Below are 18,655 nucleotides of genomic sequence, written 5' to 3' on the forward strand. Positions count from 1 at the left end.
TGTCCTAGTTTGACAGATGAGTACCGAACCCGAAACCCGCGTCCAGTTGCTGGCAGCGACGCTTGACGACGCGCTTGCCTTCGTGCGGGAGCACGCCAGTGGGGTGCGACTTGGGTCGGGCGAGATGCTCGTTGAGCACGCGCAGGGTACCGCGCAGATCGTCAATACGCTGAACGTCGATCCTCCGTCATCTGTGGCGGCGGCGCTATTCCCGGTGATTCCCTATCTGAGCGAGCCGGAACGCTTGCTGGGCGAGCGTTTCGGCGAAGACGTGCTGCAACTGGTCACGGATGTGCGCAAGCTGCTGCGGCTCGGCGTCATTGGCATTCAGGCAACGACACCTGACAGCGACAAGGGCCGCGACGCGCAGGCACATCGTCGTGCGCAGGTCGAGGCGCTGCGCAAAATGCTAATGGCGTTTGCGCAAGATATTCGCGTCGTGCTGATCCGGCTTGCGTCGCGGCTGCAGACGCTGCGCTTTTATGCGGCGCACAAGCTGGCGCCGCCGGCGGAGTTGCCGCGCGAGACGCTGGAAATCTATGCGCCGCTTGCGAACCGCCTCGGCATCTGGCAATTGAAATGGGAGCTGGAGGACCTCGCATTCCGTTTCGAGGAGCCGGCGACCTACAAGCGTATCGCAAAGCTGCTCGACGAGCGGCGGGTCGAGCGTGAATCGTACGTGCGCGATGCGATCGCGCGCCTGAAGCGCGAGCTTGCGGCGGCGAGCATCGATGCGGAGGTGAGCGGACGCCCTAAGCACATTTACAGCATCTGGCGAAAGATGCGCGGCAAAAAGCTCGAGTTCTCCGAACTCAACGATGTACGCGCGTTCCGCGTGATCGTGCCGGACGTCAAGGACTGTTATACCGTGCTCGGTATCGTGCACAACATCTGGCAGCCGGTGCCCCGAGAGTTCGACGACTATATATCCCGGCCGAAGCCCAATGGCTACAAGTCGTTGCATACGGTGGTGATCGGCGATGACGGCCGGGCATTCGAAGTACAGATCCGCACGCACGACATGCATCGTTTTGCCGAATATGGCATTGCCGCGCATTGGCGCTACAAGGAGGCAGGAACCCGCGGATACGACGGCCAGTTCGCCGCCAGTGACAAGTACGACAAGAAGATCGCGTGGCTGCGGCAGTTGCTTGCGTGGAAGGATGAAGTGTCCGGCAGCGACTCGCTGTCGCAATCGTGGGAGCAGCTACGGCAGACGCCGCTGGATGACCATATCTACGTGCTGACGCCGCAGGCGCGCGTGGTGGCGCTGCCGCAGGGAGCGACGCCGGTCGATTTTGCCTATTACGTGCACAGCGAACTCGGGCATCGATGCCGGGGCGCTCGCGTGGACGGGGCGATGGTGCCGCTGAACACACCGCTGCAAAACGGGCAGACGGTCGAGATCGTCGCGGTCAAGCAGGGGGGGCCGTCGCGTGACTGGCTCAACCCGCAACTGGGCTATCTGCATAGCGCGCGCGCCAAGCAAAAGGTGCGGGCGTGGTTTAACGCGATTGAGTTGCAGGAGACCATCGCATCAGGCCGGGCCGCTGTCGAAAAGACGCTGCAACGCGAGGGGCGCACGTCGGTCAATCTCGATGAACTTGCTGCGAAGCTCGGCTTCAAGACACCGGACGAACTGTTCCTGCAAGTTGGCAAGGACGAACTCAGCCCGCGCTCGGTCGAGCAGGCGCTTCGCGATGCGCCTACCTCGGAGCCGTCTGGGCTGGAGCCTGCGAATTTTGCGCGGCGCAGCAGCGGCGCCAGTGTTGCGTCCGGGGCGTCGACCGGCGTGCTGGTTGTGGGGGTGGATGCGTTGCTCACGCAACTGGCGAAATGTTGCCGGCCGGCGCCGCCCGACGAGATCGCCGGTTTCGTGACGCGCGGCAAGGGAGTCTCGATCCATCGCAGTGATTGCGCAAGCTTTTTGCGCATGGCCGCGCGCGTGCCGGAGCGCGTGCTGCCTACGGCTTGGTCCAACGACGTGCTCAGCGGCCGCGGCCAAAGCGTCTACCCAATCGACTTGGCGGTTGAAGCTGTCGATCGCCAGGGGTTGCTGCGCGACATCACCGAGGTGTTCGCACGCGAGAAGATTAATCTGGTGGGCGTGAAGACCCAGACGCGCCGCAATGTTGCGTATATGCAATTCACCGTGGAGGTGTCCAACAGCGCGCAGGTGCAGCGTGCCGCCACGCTGCTCGGCGATGTGCAAGGTGTGGTCCGGGCGAAGCGGCGTCAATGAATGCCGACGAAGGAGGTCGTTTGCCACGTCGGCGTGAGGATCGTGTCGGTCCAAGCCATCGCATCGCATAAAAGGCTGGCATTGCATCCGCCCCTTTACATAAAACACTGTCGCACCGCGAAGGCTGGCCGTTGGGGAAGAACCCGGCGTACCGGCTGTACTGCGAAAAGCAGTTGCAATTGCGCTCGAAGCTGCTGAAGTGAAGAAAGAGGGGGGTGACACGGATGGCGAAGTTCATGCTAGCCAAACCGAACGATGCTTGGAGTATGGATTTTTCTATGGTCTATCAGCTCGCTGATGGTTTGAAATTGCAAACCTTGACGATCGTGGATCTTTCTACGAAGGAGGCACTGGCAGTGGGTGCCAGCTGAATTTGCCCGTCAGCTGGCGCTTTTGCCGGATGTGGCTGGACCCGAAACGCCGGAAAACTCGCTCTAAATCTAGTTTGGAAAACCCAAACGAATCAATCAAGGCTGTTTTCCAAGATTGGGCCGGTCCGAAAATCAGACAGGTTATCCCGGAGCAGTTCACACAATTAATCTCGCTGCATTGGCTCGAGTGCGCGTGGACGAATCCCACCGGCGGAGCCATCGTCGAATTTTGGCCTAAGCGGTTCTAGTAGCTCATCAAATTTTTTCGTGATGCGCGTAACATTCTCTTTTCTCATTGCTGCGCTCAACGGTAAGCCGAAAGCACGATTGACTTGTACAGCGGCAACCTCAAGTTGTAACTTCTCGAGTGGAGCCTTTCCCGTGATACGAGGGCTATTCTCTACCTTATTAACGTATCTATCTTCATATTCATCGCTGATCGAAGGAGGTTCTCCATAGAATTGAGAAGGATTTGGAAGCTGCTGCTGATAATAAAAATATAACGCGTAAAAGTCCAGTTTTATACTTTCGCTGTTATTCATTGTCATTTCTACTTCCCGCGCAAGTTGATCTACTATCGGTGGAAAGTAGCTTAATCTAAACTCCTCTGGCTTAGTCGATGCGTACCGTGAGTCCTCTCTAAACACTGGCGGGCCATTTACCCATGGGTCTACTATAACGTCATCATTTTGGGGCGAAAAGATATTGTTTTCTGGGAGAAATGTAAAACCATCTCTGGGTTGAAGACGGGTACGTATTTCAGACCATGCATGATCTAATTTTTCTGGCGGGGCTCCTACAAGAAGCGCAGTTTGGTTTATTTCGCTGTTTAAAATAAAAGCGTCTTTTGCACCGATTACCGTTGCTTCTTGTGCATACTCACCACAACAACCGGCTCCAACAAAGCGAGCAACTGCCAACGAGCATATCTGTTCGATATAGTCGGCCAAATGTTGGTTTTCATCTGGCAACAAGCTAGTTTGCAGCCGAAATGAAAAATCGGCAGGAATGTAGTTGAGATAATGGATTTTATCGTCTGTGGGAAAATTATTGTGTATTAGTGCGCCAATTAAAACGGATCCCATTATCTCTGCCATTGCACGTGAAACCTTGGTGCGCACATAAGGATCGAAACCCTTGCTTTCATAATCTTCATGTATATTGCCTCGGCCAGCTGCGAGACGCTGACGTGTCTTATCAATAATAGTCTGACTTATTCTGAGTTTTTGGACCTGCTCGTCAGCTGCAGGTGTTCCATTTATTCTATTTCGCCCGACTATATAGGCTGCAACGGCAAGCTCATTGTCAACAATTTTGGCCGGGTGGGAGGGTGCTCTGGATGCACGAAGCTCCATCAGTGACGGCGAGACTACAGTCGCGGCGCGGCTCGGCGCAGTGCGTTGCGATGCGGTATCCGACCGTATTTCATGCTGTTGTGCCGGCGTCGAGTAAAATCCGTCATCAATTTGAAAATGATTTTGCAGTCTAGGCGATGGCATGACTTGTCTCCCGCATAACAGGGTAAATAGGGGCGTGGCGCTACAACGTAGCGCCACGTAACTATAGACAAGCCTATACAATCTGCCGGACTGGGTGCGCTTGCCGCGAACACAGTTGCCGTAAAACGACGCACAATACCGACTACTGACCAGGATCGGGGATTGGGTGCGCAGGCTTCGGGTACAATGCTTGACCGCAAGGCTTGATACATGTCTTGGTCGCCCGATTATCCTGCAATATAGGCGAGGAGCGCGGCGCGGGTCTCCTGGCTGAACCGGTTGCGCTCAACGAAAGCCCTAACCTCGGTTTTGATTTCTTCCCATTGCTGTTCAGGCAGCTGTGCTCGCATAGACAAGCTTTCCAATTTAGAGAACATATGGAGTGCGTCCGCTTCGCTACCGTTATCAAGCAGGTGCAGTGCACGCTGCCATCCTTGTTTCAGATGCGGTGTGCCGTAGAGCAGTCCAAACGCCGCCTGTGCACGCTGCTCGGGCAACACACGCTGAATAACGGGTTCCAGCAGGGAAAGCTCGTGCGTATGCTGAGCTAGCGGCAGTGTTGCCAATGCGGATGGCAAATACTCTAGCGCGCTACCTAATTGATGATCGGGCAGTGACAACGTTAAGCGCCATAGATTGGCGTAGTGCACGGATCTTTTTGTCGTCGGTAACAACCGCATGTTTTTGGCCAATGCGCCGATCGGTGCACCACGGTAAGACTCGGGCAGGCGCTGCACCCCTTGGAACAATGCTTCGTAGAATTCAACGATCGTTTTGCGAGAGCGAAAGTCGCTTATCTGTCCGGTTAGTTCCATGAGCAAATCGAACTGATCTTCCACGTTCAGCGTGGGAAGCCGAGCCAAAAAATCGCTTACTGGCTTGGGAGAGAATGAACAGTGCCTTCGCAGCGATAAAAGGGCAGTCCAGGTGCTACCCTGTTCAAGACTCCGTCGTTCGGCGTCTGCATATGCAATTTGATACAAATTGGGTTGCTGCCAATATGGAAAATCACATATGGATACAATCATGTCTTTTTGTAGCGGCAGACCGTATTTTGGCACACGGCCCGCTGCCTCAAAAACTTGTTGAAATGCCGCTGGATGTTGTGCGTCGGGCAAATCTTTCATTGCTCGGCGCCACAGTGCCTGAAGAGGCTGAATACGCAGCATCGGTTTGGCGCGAATATCTTCAAGTTGGGTGAGCAACTGTTGCACCGACGGGAGATCCAGCGCAGCGACATGCTCGGCACGTTGACGACAAAGCCAGCTTAGCCGCCATTCCTGCAGCGCGTGATAGGTACCCTTATCCACACCTGATAGGCTGCCAATGTCGTCAAATGGCGTGTAATTCGCCACTAGTTGAAGGATTTCTGTCGGCAATTCGCGGTAACTCGTCGAGCGGCTTTCCACTAGACTATTCAGCGCACCGCGGGTTGAAGGACCTGCCACCGGGAGGTGCTGCACGCTGGCGCGCGCCGGTGCGACCAGACACGCAGAGCGGGGCGGCGTAGCTGCCGCAGGACGACTGGCTTGATTCTCCATAGCGTATAGCGCTACTTGAGTGCTGCCGAATGCAACGTTTGGATCGAATTCCATGGGTAAGTACGCCAAATGTGGTATTGCGAATTGTTCCGGAAATTTGGAAACTGTTTTGCTTGAGTCTCTCCTCGATGGCAGCCCCAGCAAGTTGCTTATCGTAAGCAACTTTGGCTTGCGCAGGCGAAGTATTGCTGAAAATACCGAGTGATCTGCGGCGAATTTTGTAACCCTTTTGTAACCCATCAAGTAGGGCGTTTTGCGTCGATATAGCGCAATCGATCCGCTTAGCGAGGCACCCGCACGCGCCGTTTGACGTAGTGAGCCCGTGTGCACTCGACTGGACTCTGTAATTTGAGCCGCCCGAACGTCACGCAGTTGTCGTTGCCCACGACGCGCTCGTAGTGTTCGCACAAAGTGTCTGCTAAGTCGTTGCCAATATAGACACGAAGGCGCTGCCTGGCTCACGGGTGGCTTCATACGACACCCAAAACCGGACACATGCCGTGCTACAAACCCGGATAAATGCACGGACTCACGACACCCCTTGCATAAAACACTTGGCAACAGATGAAAACCTCCCTATAATCACGGCTTCTTCAGGCTCGTAGCTCAGCTGGTTAGAGCACCACCTTGACATGGTGGGGGTCGTTGGTTCGAGTCCAATCGAGCCTACCAACGAATACGGATTCCTAGCGGAATCCAATGCAAAGCAAAGGCCGCTCATCGGCGGCCATCGGGCGAAATGGTTATGACACCGCGAACGTTGACCGGGACTTTTCCGGAGCGACGCTAGTCGAGGACCTGTTTCGACCTTTGTTTTGTGTTGAATCTGAAATGCGGCCCTCGATAGGGCCGCATTTTTTTTGGCCTTGTTTCCGGCCCCCGACTTAACCGTATATGGCACGGCGCCAGGAGAACGCAATGATTTCGGTACGACTGCCTGATGGCTCTATCCGGCAATACGATCATCCGGTGACGGTGGCCGAAGTGGCCGCGTCGATCGGTCCGGGTCTTGCGAAGGCGGCGCTTGGCGGCAAGATCGATGGCGAGCTTGTGGACACGTCGGCCGTGATCCAGCGCGACGCCAATGTCTCGATCGTCACGGACAAGGACCCGGAGGGGCTTGAGATCATCCGCCACTCGACGGCGCACTTGCTCGCCTATGCGGTCAAGGAGCTGTTTCCTCAGGCCCAGGTGACGATCGGGCCGGTCGTGGACAACGGGTTCTACTACGATTTCGCTTATCACCGCGCGTTCACGCCCGAAGACTTGCAAAGCATCGAGCAGCGCATGCACGAGCTCGCTAAGAAGGACGAGCCGGTGTCACGGCGCGTGGTGTCGCGCGACGAGGCAGTCGACTACTTCAAACGCATCGGCGAGCGCTACAAGGCGGAGATCATCGAGTCGATTCCGCAAGGCGAGCAGATCAAGCTGTATTCGCATGGCGGATTCACGGACCTGTGTCGCGGACCGCATGTGCCCTCCACGGGCAAGCTCAAGGTGTTCAAGCTGATGAAGCTGGCCGGCGCGTATTGGCGTGGCGATTCACACAACGAGCAGCTGCAGCGGATCTACGGCACGGCGTGGGCGCGCAAGGAGGAGCAGGACGCGTACCTTCACATGCTTGAAGAGGCTGAGAAGCGTGACCATCGCAAGCTCGGCAAGCAGCTGGATTTGTTCCACCTGCAGGAGGAGGCTCCCGGGCTCGTGTTCTGGCACCCGAAGGGTTGGGCGCTGTGGCAGCAGGTCGAGCAATACCTCAGGCGCCGGCTCGGCGAGGCCGGCTACCTCGAGGTGAAGACGCCGATGATCATGGATCGCTCGCTGTGGGAGCGCTCCGGTCACTGGCAGAACTATCGCGAGAACATGTTCACGACGGAATCGGAGAAACGCGACTACGCGATCAAGCCGATGAACTGTCCGGGGCATGTGCAGGTGTTCAATCATAGCCTGCATTCGTATCGCGATCTGCCGCTGCGTTTTGCCGAGTTCGGTTCATGTCACCGCAATGAGGCCTCGGGCGCGCTGCATGGGCTGATGCGGGTGCGCGGGTTCGTGCAGGACGACGCGCACATCTTTTGCACGGAAGACCAGGTGATTGCCGAGTCGATCGCGTTCAATTCGCTGGCGATGAGCGTGTACAAGGACTTCGGCTTCGAGCAGATCGACATCAAGCTGGCGTTGCGGCCGCAGCAGCGCGCGGGCACGGATGAGACGTGGGACCGCGCAGAACAGGGCTTGCGAGAAGCCCTGGCTGCGTGCAGCCTGCAGTGGCAGGAGCTCGATGGTGAGGGGGCGTTCTATGGTCCGAAGATCGAGTACCACATCAAGGACGCGCTGGGGCGGTCGTGGCAGTGTGGCACGCTGCAATTGGATTTTGTGTTGCCGGAGCGCCTCGGCGCGGAATACGTGGCCGAAGACAATAGTCGTCGTCGCCCGGTGATGCTGCACCGTGCGATTGTGGGTTCGATGGAGCGCTTCCTTGGCATTCTGATCGAGCATCATGCTGGTGCTATGCCGCTGTGGCTCGCGCCATCGCAGGTCGTGGTGATGAATATTGCAGAAAGTTCGGCCGATTACGCGAATATTGTTGCCCAATCATTGAAAAAACAAGGGTTTAGGGCGGCAGCGGATTTGCGTAACGAAAAGATTAGCTATAAAATACGAGAACACGCGCTCGAAAAAGTCCCGTATCTGGCAGTTGTCGGCGACAAGGAGCGCGATGCGCAAACGGTAGCCGTGCGTGCCCGTGGCGGCGTCGATCTGGGCGTGATGCCGGTCGAAGCCTTCCTCGAGCGCCTGCACAATGAAGTGCGGGTATTTGGGTGAGCCATCAGCAACGCGGCTAGTTTTTTGATTTTTAGAGGAAACGTAACATCGCTACTGATAAGTCGTCGCATCGCATCAACGGTGAAATTAGCGCGCCGGAGGTGCGTCTGGTTGGGGTCGATGGGGAACCCATTGGCATCGTGAAGCTGGCCGAGGCGTTCCGTTTGGCGGAACAGCACGATGTCGACCTTGTCGAGATTGCTCCGCATGCACAGCCGCCTGTGTGCCGCCTGATGGACTATGGCAAGTTCAAGTATCAGGAAGCCAAGAAGCAGCACGAGGCGAAGCTCAAGCAGAAGGTGATCCAGGTGAAGGAAGTCAAGTTCCGCCCGGGCACCGACGATGGGGATTACCATGTCAAGCTGCGCAACCTGACGCGATTCCTCGACGAAGGCGACAAGACGAAGATCACGTTGCGATTCCGTGGGCGCGAGATGGCGCACCAGGAAATCGGCATGCGGATGCTGGACCGTCTGCGCCAGGATCTGGACGAGTACGGTCAGGTCGAACAAATGCCAAAGATGGAAGGTCGTCAGATGGTGATGGTGCTGGCGCCGAAAAAGAAGAAGTGATGGGCGTGCGTTGCGCGCGCGGCATGCTGCCGCTTGCGATGCAGCGCACGATGCGGGTTTCGAAGGCGGCCGGTACGGCGTCTTCCGAAAAGGCGGCGCGTGATGCAATCGCAATGCGCGCCGACGACAAGTGGTCCCCGGGTCTTGCAAGGGCGGAGTGTTGAGCCGCACACCTGTGGCCATAAAAAACTGGAGTGGTAGCAATGCCTAAGATGAAGACCAAGAAAAGCGCGTCCAAGCGCTTTGTCGTGCGTCCGGGCGGTACCGTCAAGCGCGGTCAGGCCTTCAAGCGTCACATCCTGACGAAGAAAACGACGAAGAACAAGCGCCAACTGCGTGGCAGCACGGATGTCCATGCGTCGGACGTCAATTCCGTTCGCGCGATGATGCCGTTCGCGTAACCCTGAATCGAACTCATAGGAGAGAAACATGCCTCGAGTCAAACGTGGGGTTACCGCACGGGCCCGTCACAAGAAGATTATCAACCTTGCGAAGGGCTATCGTGGCCGTCGCAATAATGTGTTCCGGATCGCGAAGCAGGCGGTCATGCGTGCCGGTCAGTACGCATACCGCGATCGCCGCAATAAGAAGCGCGTGTTCCGGCGCCTGTGGATTGCGCGTATCAATGCAGCGGCGCGGCAACACGATATCACCTACAGCGTGTTCATGAACGGCTTGAAGAAGGCGTCGATTGAGCTCGATCGCAAGGTGCTTGCCGACATGGCCGTGTTCGACAAGGCCGCTTTTGCTGCCATCGTGGCACAGGTGAAAGCCGCCGTTGCCCGCTAACCGCAAGGACAGTCGGTGCCGGGTCGGTCGTATCGCGCCCATTGGGCCGCACGCTGACCGGCAGACTTGAACGGGGGCTCTTGCTGGAGCCCCCGTTTTTTTGTTGGCCGCAAGCCTTTTTGATCCACTGACAGACGTTGAAATGATGGGATCTCCCGATCTTGAGCAGATCGTCGCCGACGCGCAGCGTGCCTTTGCGAATGCTGCGGACACCGTGACGCTCGAAAACGAAAAGGCGCGCTTCCTCGGCAAGGCCGGTGCGTTGACCGAATTGCTGAAAGGCTTGGGCAAGCTGGATCCAGCGGTGCGCAAGAGCGAGGGCGCTCGCATCAACGTCGCGAAACAGCAGGTCGAGGCGGCACTGAACGCACGTCGCCAGGCACTCGCCGATGCGTTGATGAATCAGCGGCTAGCTGCCGAGGCGATCGACGTGACGCTGCCCGGGCGCGGCGCGGGCGTGGGCAGTCTGCATCCGGTGATGCAGACGTGGGAGCGCGTCGAGCAGATTTTTCATTCAATTGGCTTCGACGTGGCCGACGGGCCGGAGATCGAAACCGACTGGTACAACTTTACCGCGCTGAACAGCCCCGAAAACCATCCAGCGCGCTCGATGCAGGACACGTTTTATCTCGACGCGAAGGACGCACAAGACAGGCCGTTGTTGCTGCGCACGCATACGAGCCCGATGCAAGTCCGATATGCGCGGATGAATAAGCCGCCGATTAAGGTCATCGTCCCCGGGCGCACCTATCGTGTCGACAGCGATGCGACACATTCGCCGATGTTCAACCAGGTCGAGGGGCTGTGGATCGATGAGAACGTTAGTTTTGCAGACTTGAAGGGCGTCTACACGGACTTTTTGAAGAAGTTTTTCGAGCGCAACGACATCCTCGTGCGTTTTCGCCCATCGTACTTCCCGTTTACCGAACCGTCCGCCGAGATCGACATGAAGTTCGAGCACGGCAGAAACGCCGGGCGCTGGCTCGAAATTTCCGGCTCGGGGCAGGTGCATCCGAACGTGGTGCGCAATATGGGGCTCGACCCGCAACGCTATATTGGCTTTGCATTTGGCAGCGGCCTGGAGCGACTGACGATGCTGCGCTACGGCGTGGACGACTTGCGCGCGTTCTTTGAGAACGATCTGCGTTTCCTGCGCCAGTTTGCGTGACCTGACTTTCCTTATCGACACCCCATGCAATTTGCTGAATCCTGGTTAAGAAGCTTTGTTGATCCGCAATTGTCGACGGAGGCGCTGTCGCATGCGCTGACGATGGCGGGGCTCGAGGTCGAGGAATGGGCGCCGGTGGCGCCGCCGACCTCGAAGATCGTGGTGGGCAAGGTGCTCGAGGTCGTCAAGCATCCGAATGCGGATAAGCTGAACGTGTGTCAGGTTGACGCGGGCACGGGGCAGACGTTGACGATCGTGTGCGGTGCGCCGAACGTGGTGCCCGGCATCAAGGTGCCGACCGCGCTGGTCGGCGCGACGCTGCCACCCGCGCAAGCGGGCGGTGCGCCGTTCGAGATTAAGCTGTCGAAGCTGCGCGGCGTCGAAAGCCAGGGCATGCTGTGCTCGGCTCGCGAACTGAAGTTGTCAGATGACCACAGCGGACTGTTAGTGTTGCCGGACGATACGCTAATCGGACGCGACATCCGCGACGTGCTGCAGCTCGACGACATCATTTTCGAGATCAAGCTGACGCCGAACAAGGCCGATTGCTTATCGGTGTTCGGTATCGCACGCGAGACGGCTGCGATTACCGGGGCGCCGCTCAACGCACCGTCCTACCACCCTGTTCCGGTCACCTGCGATGCACGGTTACCGGTGCGTATTGAGGCGCCGCAGCTTTGCGGACGGTTCTCCGGCCGCGTGATCCGTAATGTCGATGCGCGGGCCAGCACGCCTGCATGGATGGTCCAGCGGCTTGAGCGAGCGGGACAGCGCAGCATTTCGGCGCTCGTTGATATTTCGAACTATGTAATGCTCGAGCTTGGGCGTCCGTCGCATATATTCGACCTGGACAAGATCAACGGCGGCTTGCACGTGCGTTGGGGCAAGCGTGGCGAGACGCTGAAGCTGCTCAACGGCAATACGATCGAGCTGGACGAAACGGTCGGCGTGATTGCGGATGATCAGGGACGTGTCGAAAGCCTGGCCGGCATCATGGGCGGCGACAGTACTGCGGTGACGCTCGATACGCGGCATATCTATTTGGAAGCGGCATTTTGGTGGCCGGACAGCATCCGTGGACGCGCTCGCCAATACAACTTCTCGACCGATGCCGCGCATCGCTTCGAGCGAGGCGTGGACTACGCGACCACCGTTGAGCATATCGAGTACCTGACGCACCTGATCACGACGATCTGCGGTGGCGACGCCGGTCCGGTGGACGATCATATCGTCAACCTGCCGCAGCGCAAGCCCGTCTCGATGCGCGTGTCGCGGGCAAACCGGATCATTGGCGTGCCGATTGAGGCGAACGAGATTGCCAGCATCTTCACGCGCTTGAATTTGTCATTCGAGCGTGCGGCGGATGGCGATACGTTTATTGTGACGCCGCCAACCTACCGTTTCGACATCGAGATCGAGGAGGATTTGATCGAGGAGGTGGCTCGCATCCACGGATTCGAAAAGATCCCGGCGCGCGCGCCAATCGCGACGAACGAGATGCACGCGACGAACGAGGCGCGGCGCTCGGTCCATGCGTTGCGTCGTGCGCTGGCGGCGCGCGACTATGCGGAAACGGTCAATTTCAGTTTTGTCGATGCTGAGTGGGAACGGGATTTCGCCGGTAATGAGCGGCCCGTCGCGCTGCTCAACCCGATCGCGAGCCAGCTGTCGGTGATGCGTTCGACATTGTTCGGCAGCTTGATCGGCGTGCTGCAGCATAACCTGAATCGGCGTGCGGAGCGCGTGCGCGTGTTCGAGGCTGGTCGGGTCTTTCGCGCGGACCCGACAGTGAAGGATGGCGAATTGACGGTGGAAGGCTTTGCCCAACCGAAAATGATCGGTGCGTTGGCCTATGGTCCGGTCGTCGGCGAACAATGGGGGGTATCGGTGCGACATGTCGATTTTTTCGATGTGAAGGGCGATGTGCAGGCGCTGTTTGCACCGACGGTGCCTCGCTTCACACGGGCCTCGCATCCGGCATTGCACCCGGGGCGCAGTGCGCAAATCGAGATCAATGGTCGCATTGTCGGTTGGATTGGCGAGCTGCATCCGCGTTGGCTGCAAAAATACGATCTTCCGCATGCGCCGGTACTGTTCGAGGTCGAGGCTGACGCGGTGGCCGGGCGTGCGTTACCGGTCGTGACTGAGATCTCGAAATTCCCGCCGGTGCGCCGTGACATCGCGTTGGTCGTGCCGCAGCATGTCGAAGTCCAATCAATACTCGATGAGTTCGCGCAGGCGCGGATTGGCAACGATGCACTCCGGTTCGTGCAAAAAATGGTGCTATTCGACGAATTCCGGCCGAAATTCGACGCGAAGCAAACCGGTTCTGGCGCTGTTTCGGGGGGGCTCTCGGCTGACGAGAAAAGCCTTGCGTTCCGGGTAACCTTGCAAGATACTGGCGGGACCCTTCAGGACGAGACGGTTGATCTCGCCGTCAAAACCCTGGTGGAGCGCTTGGCTCGAGTCTTTGGTGCAAGGTTGCGCGGCTAAATCGAATCCGATTTGACCGAAAGAAACCAGGGGCCATTCTTATACGATAAGCATCCAATGAACTCGAGTGAATTTGAAGCACTTCTGTCTGCGCAACGCAGTGCGATGAGTCGCGATAATCCGGCCTACAGCAATCCGGTTTCATCCGAGACGCCGACGTTGACAAAAGCCGAGCTGGCCGAGTTGCTGTTCGATCAGGTCGGTCTGAACAAGCGCGAGGCAAAGGACATGGTCGAAGCGTTCTTCGAGGCAATTCGCGATGCGCTTGAAAATGGTGAGAGCGTCAAGCTATCTGGATTCGGCAACTTCCAGTTGCGCGACAAGCCGCAACGTCCGGGACGCAATCCGAAGACCGGCGAGGCCATTCCAATCGCGGCACGGCGCGTGGTGACTTTCCATGCGAGCCAAAAGCTGAAGGCGCAGGTCGAATCCGGCGCCGCGAACCTGCAGTCACGCTGAATGTAGCCGTGTCAGGGTCCGCTGGCCGTGTTAGCCCCCTGGACGCATCCAAGACCGACATGACGAGCGTGTGACGATGGACAAAGTCACGTTGCCCCCGATACCCGCGAAGCGGTATTTCACGATCGGTGAAGTCAGCGAACTGTGCGGCGTCAAGCCGCACGTGCTCAGATATTGGGAGCAAGAATTCACGCAGTTAAGGCCGGTCAAGCGCCGCGGAAACCGGCGTTATTATCAGCATCATGAAGTACTGCTGATCCGACGGATCCGAGAGTTGTTGTATGAGCAAGGATTCACGATCAACGGTGCGCGTAACCGACTCGATTCACGCGGTGCGCTGTTGCCGGACGAGCCGGGTGGTGCGGTCCCGACGGGCGAGGCGGGCGTGCAGCCAGCGGATCTTCGGCTTGTTGCCGTGGACGTGGGCGCACTGCGCGACGAAATCCGTCAGGTGATCGTTTTACTGACGGACGGCAAGCGGTCTTGACCCATCGACGGGCGCATTCTTCCCTTGCTGATCTACTTGATAGGCGTGTCACCGATTCCTCGTGGTTCGGGGCGGTTACCGTGCCTTCAGATCTCTTCCGACAATTCATCCACGAAGCGCGCTAGTCGTTCGTGACGCTGCTTGGCCAGGCGCTGACCCTCCGGCGTTTGAAAATGGGCGGAGAGCTTTAATAGCTTCACGTGAAAATGGTCAAGCGCGTATCGCGCATCATCCAGCGGCCGGTATTGTGCGTGCGGATCGGCGTGTGCATAGAGTTGCGATCCCATGCGTCCAGCGACGTAGAAGCATCGTGCGATACCGAGTGTGCCGATGGCGTCCAGCCGATCGGCGTCCTGCAGAATCCTGGCTTCGAGCGTGTTTGGCGCGATACCGGCCGTGTAACTGTGCGCTTCGATTGCATGAGCGATGGATTCAATCTTCTCTTTTTGCCATCCAAGTCGCCGCAAAATTTGCGTAGCGCGTCGGGCAGCCAGCCGAGAGGCTTGCGCGCGCAGCGGCGAGTTCTTTTCCACCTGAACGCAGTCGTGCAGCAGGACGGCGGCGAACAGCACTTGTGCGTCGCCACCCTCCTTTGACTGGATGGCGAACGCATTTTTCCACACGCGTTGAAGGTGGGCTACGTCGTGAGCGCCGTCGTCCCCTTCCGTTGCAAACGGAAGAAGGATTGACGCGAGGTGCTGGTATGGAGCGAAGGCTGGCGTCATGCAGGAATGGTGAAAACACAGTGATCTAGCATTTTATCCACCGGATCGGTTCGATGCGCTCAATGCTCGTCTTGGATAGAAAGAGTGGATTGCCTCGGCATAGTTCATCCTGTGCAAGGATATTCAGACCAACGAGCGCGCACGCCCGGCGCTCCGAATAGTCGTATTGTTTAAGAAACTGCTGCACGACTTCCCAGCGCTGCGCGGGCGAACTCACTTTTTTCGAGAACGTCCTCGCATTGACTGGTGGACAGCGACAATCATCTTGGCCGGTCGCATTGACTCAGGTTTTTTGCTACCGAGCGGAGCCTGTTGCCTCATGTAATGTGTGACCCGTCAGAATGCTGGCGGGGACGACTTATGGCGAGCAGGCTCAGTATGTCAACACGACGGGAATGGATAGAGGCGGTCGGTGAACGGTATCGCCGTCCCGCACGTTGGCCCACATCAGCTTAAGCACATCCGCCGGCCGCTGTCCGGTCAAATAGGCTAGCTCCATCGCGTGGCGAGTGGGCTGGGCAAGTCGGCTGCGCGTCGCCGTCCGTAACGGCTCAGCCAACCGCGATGACGTGTCCAGCGCTACCTGCGTAGGCCATGGAACCGCCGTCTACGCAGACCTCGACACAGCGACTGCGCAACGCGTTTTTGCCGTCGCCGCCGCCGACCAGCGAGAAATAGACAAGCTGCGTGCGCTTCGGCGCTACGTATGTGCGGTGCGACCGGAGACAGCCTGTCAGTGAACCTCGCTTGTGATCGACAATTTATTGTATAAACAAAAAACACTTGAAACTCCTGTTTTTTGTTTATACAATAATATTCATAGACTACGAATTTGACCCAACCAAAGATGACAGCAATCTTGACAAGCATGGATTGTCGCTCGCTGACGCCGAGTTCTTTGAGTGGGAAACGGCCGTAGTTCGTGGGGACACACGCAAGGAGTACGCCGAGCAACGATTCGAAGCAATGGGCTACATCGGTGAACGCTTGCATGTGCTGATCTACTGCTTTCGCGGTGATGTCATCCGTGTCATCAGTTTGCGTAAGGCCAACAAGCGTGAGGAAAAGCGATATGCCGAAACTTAAAGCCGAGCACATTAGTCCCACCCCGGAAGAAGACGCTGCTATCAACACTGGCATTGCGGCTGACCCGGACACCCACGAGTGGGCTGATGAGGATTTTGCCAAGGCGAAGCCCGCAGGCGAGGTCTTGCCGTCCAAAGTATATGCCGCGCTGGTCGCCAAACGCCCTCGCGGTCGCCCGAAGGCTGAAGAGACCAAGATATTTACAGCCATACGCCTGGACGCTGACTTAGTAGATGCATTTAAGGCTACCGGGAAAGGCTGGCAAACTCGCGTAAATGCGGCCCTGCGCCAGTACTTGGCCGAGCACCCGCTTGCTCACTGAAGCTCCGGTTTCGTTCTGCAACGCAAAAAACGCCCAAGCGGGACAAGGGGGGCGTGATCTGACTCCGGCGCAACGCGTTTTTGCCATTGCCAACGACGACCAGCGGGAGATAGACAAGCTGCGTGCGCTCTAAAGCTACGTCTGTGTGGTGGGTCGGAGATGCTGCCGATGACGCGCCGCTCGTTAGCTCGACGTGGTGCTGGCCGGTAGGCCAGTGCGTCGTCGAACTAGCGGACGTTGAAAGTGCCGAGCGGTACCGAAGGCATGAGACATATTAGAAATCTTCTAATATCGCCCCCCCCATTGCACAACAAACAGGCAGTAACAAAAAACCCGCGAAAGCCTTAGCCGACGCGGGTTTGAAACTGGTCGGGGCGAGAGGATTTGAACCTCCGACCACCTGCACCCCATGCAGGTACGCTACCAGGCTGCGCTACGCCCCGAAAGCGATGGAGTATAGCAGAGATGTGCACGATTGCGAACTGCATCCGGCTGGCTAATGTGTGGTGTAGTCGGATATATTGATCCACTACGCGCATCGGGCGGCCGAGATACCGGATTGCGTCGCGCAATGCAGCACCTGCCGGGTGAAACCGAGCAGCATGGCGTCGTGCTGTGGCGACACGATGCCGCGGGGCTTGTGCACGAACAGCGTCTTGCCGAGCGATGCCTACAAGGCCTTCCAGTGGCCCGCTCACCGTAATAGATGCGAAGCATTAGAGCGCGTGGCGCACTGTCCATCATGGCGGCCCGAACGACGAGGCTATAGTCGCCACTGCGGCCGTCCCGACAAGTCGACTTCGCAGCTTTCCTCTTTTCAAGTGACCCATACCCATGTCTGGCAAACAAAATCGGCGCCTGGTCGACAGGCGCCTTTATTTAATCGTGTTAGCTGCCTGCGTAACCCAAGCGCACGCACAGAGCAGTGTAGCGCTGTACGGTGAATTGGACACTGGTGTCGCATGGTTGAGCAATGTCGCCGACCATGCGCAGTACAAGGCGACCAGCGGCTTGATCGACGGCAGCTATTGGGGAGTACAAGGCTCGGAAGATCTCGGTGGCGGAAACAAGGCGGTGTTTCGGCTCGAGCGCGGCTTCGCGGTGACCACCGGGCAGTCACTGAATGATCATCCGTATTACGTCAGTTTAGGCAACGAGCGATACGGCACGATCACGCTGGGTCACCAATACGATGCAGTCCATGACTACTTTGCACCCGTTACGCTAACGGGCGGGGCGGGCGGCACTGCGTTCGCCCATCCGTTCGACAACGATAATGCGAACAACTCATACCTGGCGCGTAATTCGATCAAGTACACCAGTGCCCAATTCGCGGGTTTCAGCGCGGGCGGCATGTATGCGTTCTCGAACGCGGCGGGACAATTCGCAAACAACCGTGCGTACAGCGTCGGGGCGAGCTACCAGAACGGCCCGTTCAATGCGGGCGCCGCATACCTTCACGTGGGCGGCCGCGGCAGGACGGCAGCCGGCGCCTACGATATCGCGGCGCTGCCCGGCTCGAACCGCGACGCGTTCAATGCCACTGTCGGTGCGCAGAATACCTACGGCGTCGGCGCGAACTACGCGCTGGGAGACTTGACGCTGGGTGCCGCGTGGTCTCGTGCAACCTATACAGGTGTTGCGGATGCCGACGCGAGCGCCAGTGCCCGTTCAATCGGATTCAGCAACTACGAGGTCAATGGCGTATATCAACTCATGCCCGCATTGACGCTGGCTGGCCTATACACGTACACGAAGGCGTCCGATGCGCACTGGCACCAGGGCGCCGTGCAACTCGATTATGCGCTCTCCAAGCGTACCGACACCTACATGGAGGCGATTTACCAGCACGCATCGGCTGGCGTGCCAGCCATGATCAATACCGCCGAGCCCGCATCGGGTGGGAGCCAGCTATTGATCGCCGCAGGCGTTCGCCACCGGTTCTGATTTACCGGCCATCACCCGCCAGCGGTCCAGCCGATCTATGATGTACAGACGCACTGAGCACTGAGCACTGAGCATTGGGCATTGGGCACTGGGCACTGGGCACTGGGCACTGGGCACTGGGCATTGCG

Annotated in this window: 16 protein-coding genes, 2 tRNA genes and 2 pseudogenes; 16 read left to right on the forward strand and 4 right to left on the reverse strand. The window is 57.9% G+C overall.

Going from position 1 to position 18,655, the window contains the following annotated elements; genetic code table 11:
• The first annotated feature begins 16 nt into the window (after positions 1 to 16).
• The gene (locus KPG66_RS05430) at positions 17 to 2,242 is read left to right on the forward strand and encodes a RelA/SpoT family protein (protein WP_237070212.1); all 2,226 of its coding nucleotides are present in this window, start codon (positions 17 to 19) and stop codon (positions 2,240 to 2,242) included.
• Between the two features lie 236 nt (positions 2,243 to 2,478).
• Complete coding sequence (locus KPG66_RS17550; protein WP_162145547.1) at positions 2,479 to 2,613, forward strand: transposase family protein; 135 nt, start codon at positions 2,479 to 2,481, stop codon at positions 2,611 to 2,613.
• Between the two features lie 164 nt (positions 2,614 to 2,777).
• Here KPG66_RS17550 and KPG66_RS05435 read toward each other — a convergent pair whose 3' ends face one another.
• Together KPG66_RS05435 and KPG66_RS05440 are read right to left on the reverse strand one after the other, a co-directional pair.
• Positions 2,778 to 4,112, reverse strand: coding sequence for a hypothetical protein (locus tag KPG66_RS05435; RefSeq protein ID WP_237070213.1), 1,335 nt, complete (start codon positions 4,110 to 4,112; stop codon positions 2,778 to 2,780).
• Positions 4,113 to 4,339: 227 nt separating this feature from the next.
• Entirely contained in the window at positions 4,340 to 5,707 is a 1,368-nt protein-coding gene (locus tag KPG66_RS05440) for an F-box domain-containing protein (RefSeq protein ID WP_237070214.1), read from the reverse strand.
• Between the two features lie 541 nt (positions 5,708 to 6,248).
• Here KPG66_RS05440 and KPG66_RS05445 point away from each other — a divergent pair.
• The 9 genes from KPG66_RS05445 to KPG66_RS05485 all read left to right on the forward strand — a co-directional run bounded on the left by KPG66_RS05445 (position 6,249) and on the right by KPG66_RS05485 (position 14,447).
• A tRNA-Val gene (locus KPG66_RS05445) sits at positions 6,249 to 6,325 on the forward strand.
• A gap of 246 nt (positions 6,326 to 6,571) precedes the next feature.
• Entirely contained in the window at positions 6,572 to 8,479 is a 1,908-nt protein-coding gene (gene thrS / locus KPG66_RS05450) for a threonine--tRNA ligase (protein WP_237070215.1), read from the forward strand.
• Between the two features lie 47 nt (positions 8,480 to 8,526).
• Complete coding sequence (infC, locus tag KPG66_RS05455; RefSeq protein ID WP_083813434.1) at positions 8,527 to 9,051, forward strand: translation initiation factor IF-3; 525 nt, start codon at positions 8,527 to 8,529, stop codon at positions 9,049 to 9,051.
• Between the two features lie 203 nt (positions 9,052 to 9,254).
• Positions 9,255 to 9,452: a 50S ribosomal protein L35 gene (rpmI, locus tag KPG66_RS05460; protein WP_041753359.1), complete on the forward strand. Its 198-nt coding sequence runs from the start codon at positions 9,255 to 9,257 to the stop codon at positions 9,450 to 9,452.
• 28 nt (positions 9,453 to 9,480) lie between these two features.
• The gene (rplT, locus tag KPG66_RS05465) at positions 9,481 to 9,840 is read left to right on the forward strand and encodes a 50S ribosomal protein L20 (RefSeq protein WP_013434982.1); all 360 of its coding nucleotides are present in this window, start codon (positions 9,481 to 9,483) and stop codon (positions 9,838 to 9,840) included.
• A 145-nt stretch (positions 9,841 to 9,985) separates the two neighbouring features.
• Positions 9,986 to 11,008: a phenylalanine--tRNA ligase subunit alpha gene (gene pheS / locus KPG66_RS05470; RefSeq protein WP_041754189.1), complete on the forward strand. Its 1,023-nt coding sequence runs from the start codon at positions 9,986 to 9,988 to the stop codon at positions 11,006 to 11,008.
• Positions 11,009 to 11,032: 24 nt separating this feature from the next.
• Entirely contained in the window at positions 11,033 to 13,501 is a 2,469-nt protein-coding gene (pheT, locus tag KPG66_RS05475; protein ID WP_237070216.1) for a phenylalanine--tRNA ligase subunit beta, read from the forward strand.
• A gap of 57 nt (positions 13,502 to 13,558) precedes the next feature.
• Complete coding sequence (locus tag KPG66_RS05480; RefSeq protein ID WP_041753362.1) at positions 13,559 to 13,960, forward strand: integration host factor subunit alpha; 402 nt, start codon at positions 13,559 to 13,561, stop codon at positions 13,958 to 13,960.
• A gap of 76 nt (positions 13,961 to 14,036) precedes the next feature.
• The gene (locus KPG66_RS05485) at positions 14,037 to 14,447 is read left to right on the forward strand and encodes a MerR family transcriptional regulator (protein ID WP_041753364.1); all 411 of its coding nucleotides are present in this window, start codon (positions 14,037 to 14,039) and stop codon (positions 14,445 to 14,447) included.
• An 86-nt stretch (positions 14,448 to 14,533) separates the two neighbouring features.
• Here KPG66_RS05485 and KPG66_RS05490 read toward each other — a convergent pair whose 3' ends face one another.
• Positions 14,534 to 15,172, reverse strand: a complete 639-nt coding sequence (locus KPG66_RS05490; RefSeq protein ID WP_237070217.1) for an HD domain-containing protein — start codon at positions 15,170 to 15,172, stop codon at positions 14,534 to 14,536.
• A gap of 524 nt (positions 15,173 to 15,696) precedes the next feature.
• On the opposite strand from KPG66_RS05490, the pseudogene KPG66_RS05495 reads away from it, so the two are divergent.
• From KPG66_RS05495 to KPG66_RS05510, 4 genes and pseudogenes are all read left to right on the forward strand, one after another.
• Positions 15,697 to 15,912: pseudogene (locus tag KPG66_RS05495) on the forward strand (lysis system i-spanin subunit Rz); the annotation flags it as partial.
• Positions 15,913 to 15,991: 79 nt separating this feature from the next.
• Entirely contained in the window at positions 15,992 to 16,258 is a 267-nt protein-coding gene (locus tag KPG66_RS05500; RefSeq protein ID WP_237070242.1) for a BrnT family toxin, read from the forward strand.
• On the forward strand, positions 16,245 to 16,580 hold the full coding sequence (locus tag KPG66_RS05505) for a BrnA antitoxin family protein (RefSeq protein ID WP_237070218.1): 336 nt from the start codon (positions 16,245 to 16,247) through the stop codon (positions 16,578 to 16,580). The genes KPG66_RS05500 and KPG66_RS05505 overlap by 14 nt, the downstream gene beginning before the upstream one ends.
• Positions 16,581 to 16,635: 55 nt before the next feature.
• Positions 16,636 to 16,713, forward strand: a pseudogene (locus tag KPG66_RS05510) (lysis system i-spanin subunit Rz); the annotation flags it as partial.
• A 233-nt stretch (positions 16,714 to 16,946) separates the two neighbouring features.
• Here the strand turns inward: KPG66_RS05510 and KPG66_RS05515 are convergent.
• Positions 16,947 to 17,023: transfer RNA gene (locus tag KPG66_RS05515), tRNA-Pro, on the reverse strand.
• A 391-nt stretch (positions 17,024 to 17,414) separates the two neighbouring features.
• Between KPG66_RS05515 and KPG66_RS05520 the strand changes: the two genes are divergently transcribed.
• Entirely contained in the window at positions 17,415 to 18,527 is a 1,113-nt protein-coding gene (locus KPG66_RS05520; RefSeq protein ID WP_237070219.1) for a porin, read from the forward strand.
• The last annotated feature ends 128 nt before the right edge of the window (positions 18,528 to 18,655 follow it).

It is taken from the genome of Mycetohabitans sp. B2 (assembly GCF_021733735.1).
Lineage (GTDB): Bacteria > Pseudomonadota > Gammaproteobacteria > Burkholderiales > Burkholderiaceae > Mycetohabitans > Mycetohabitans rhizoxinica.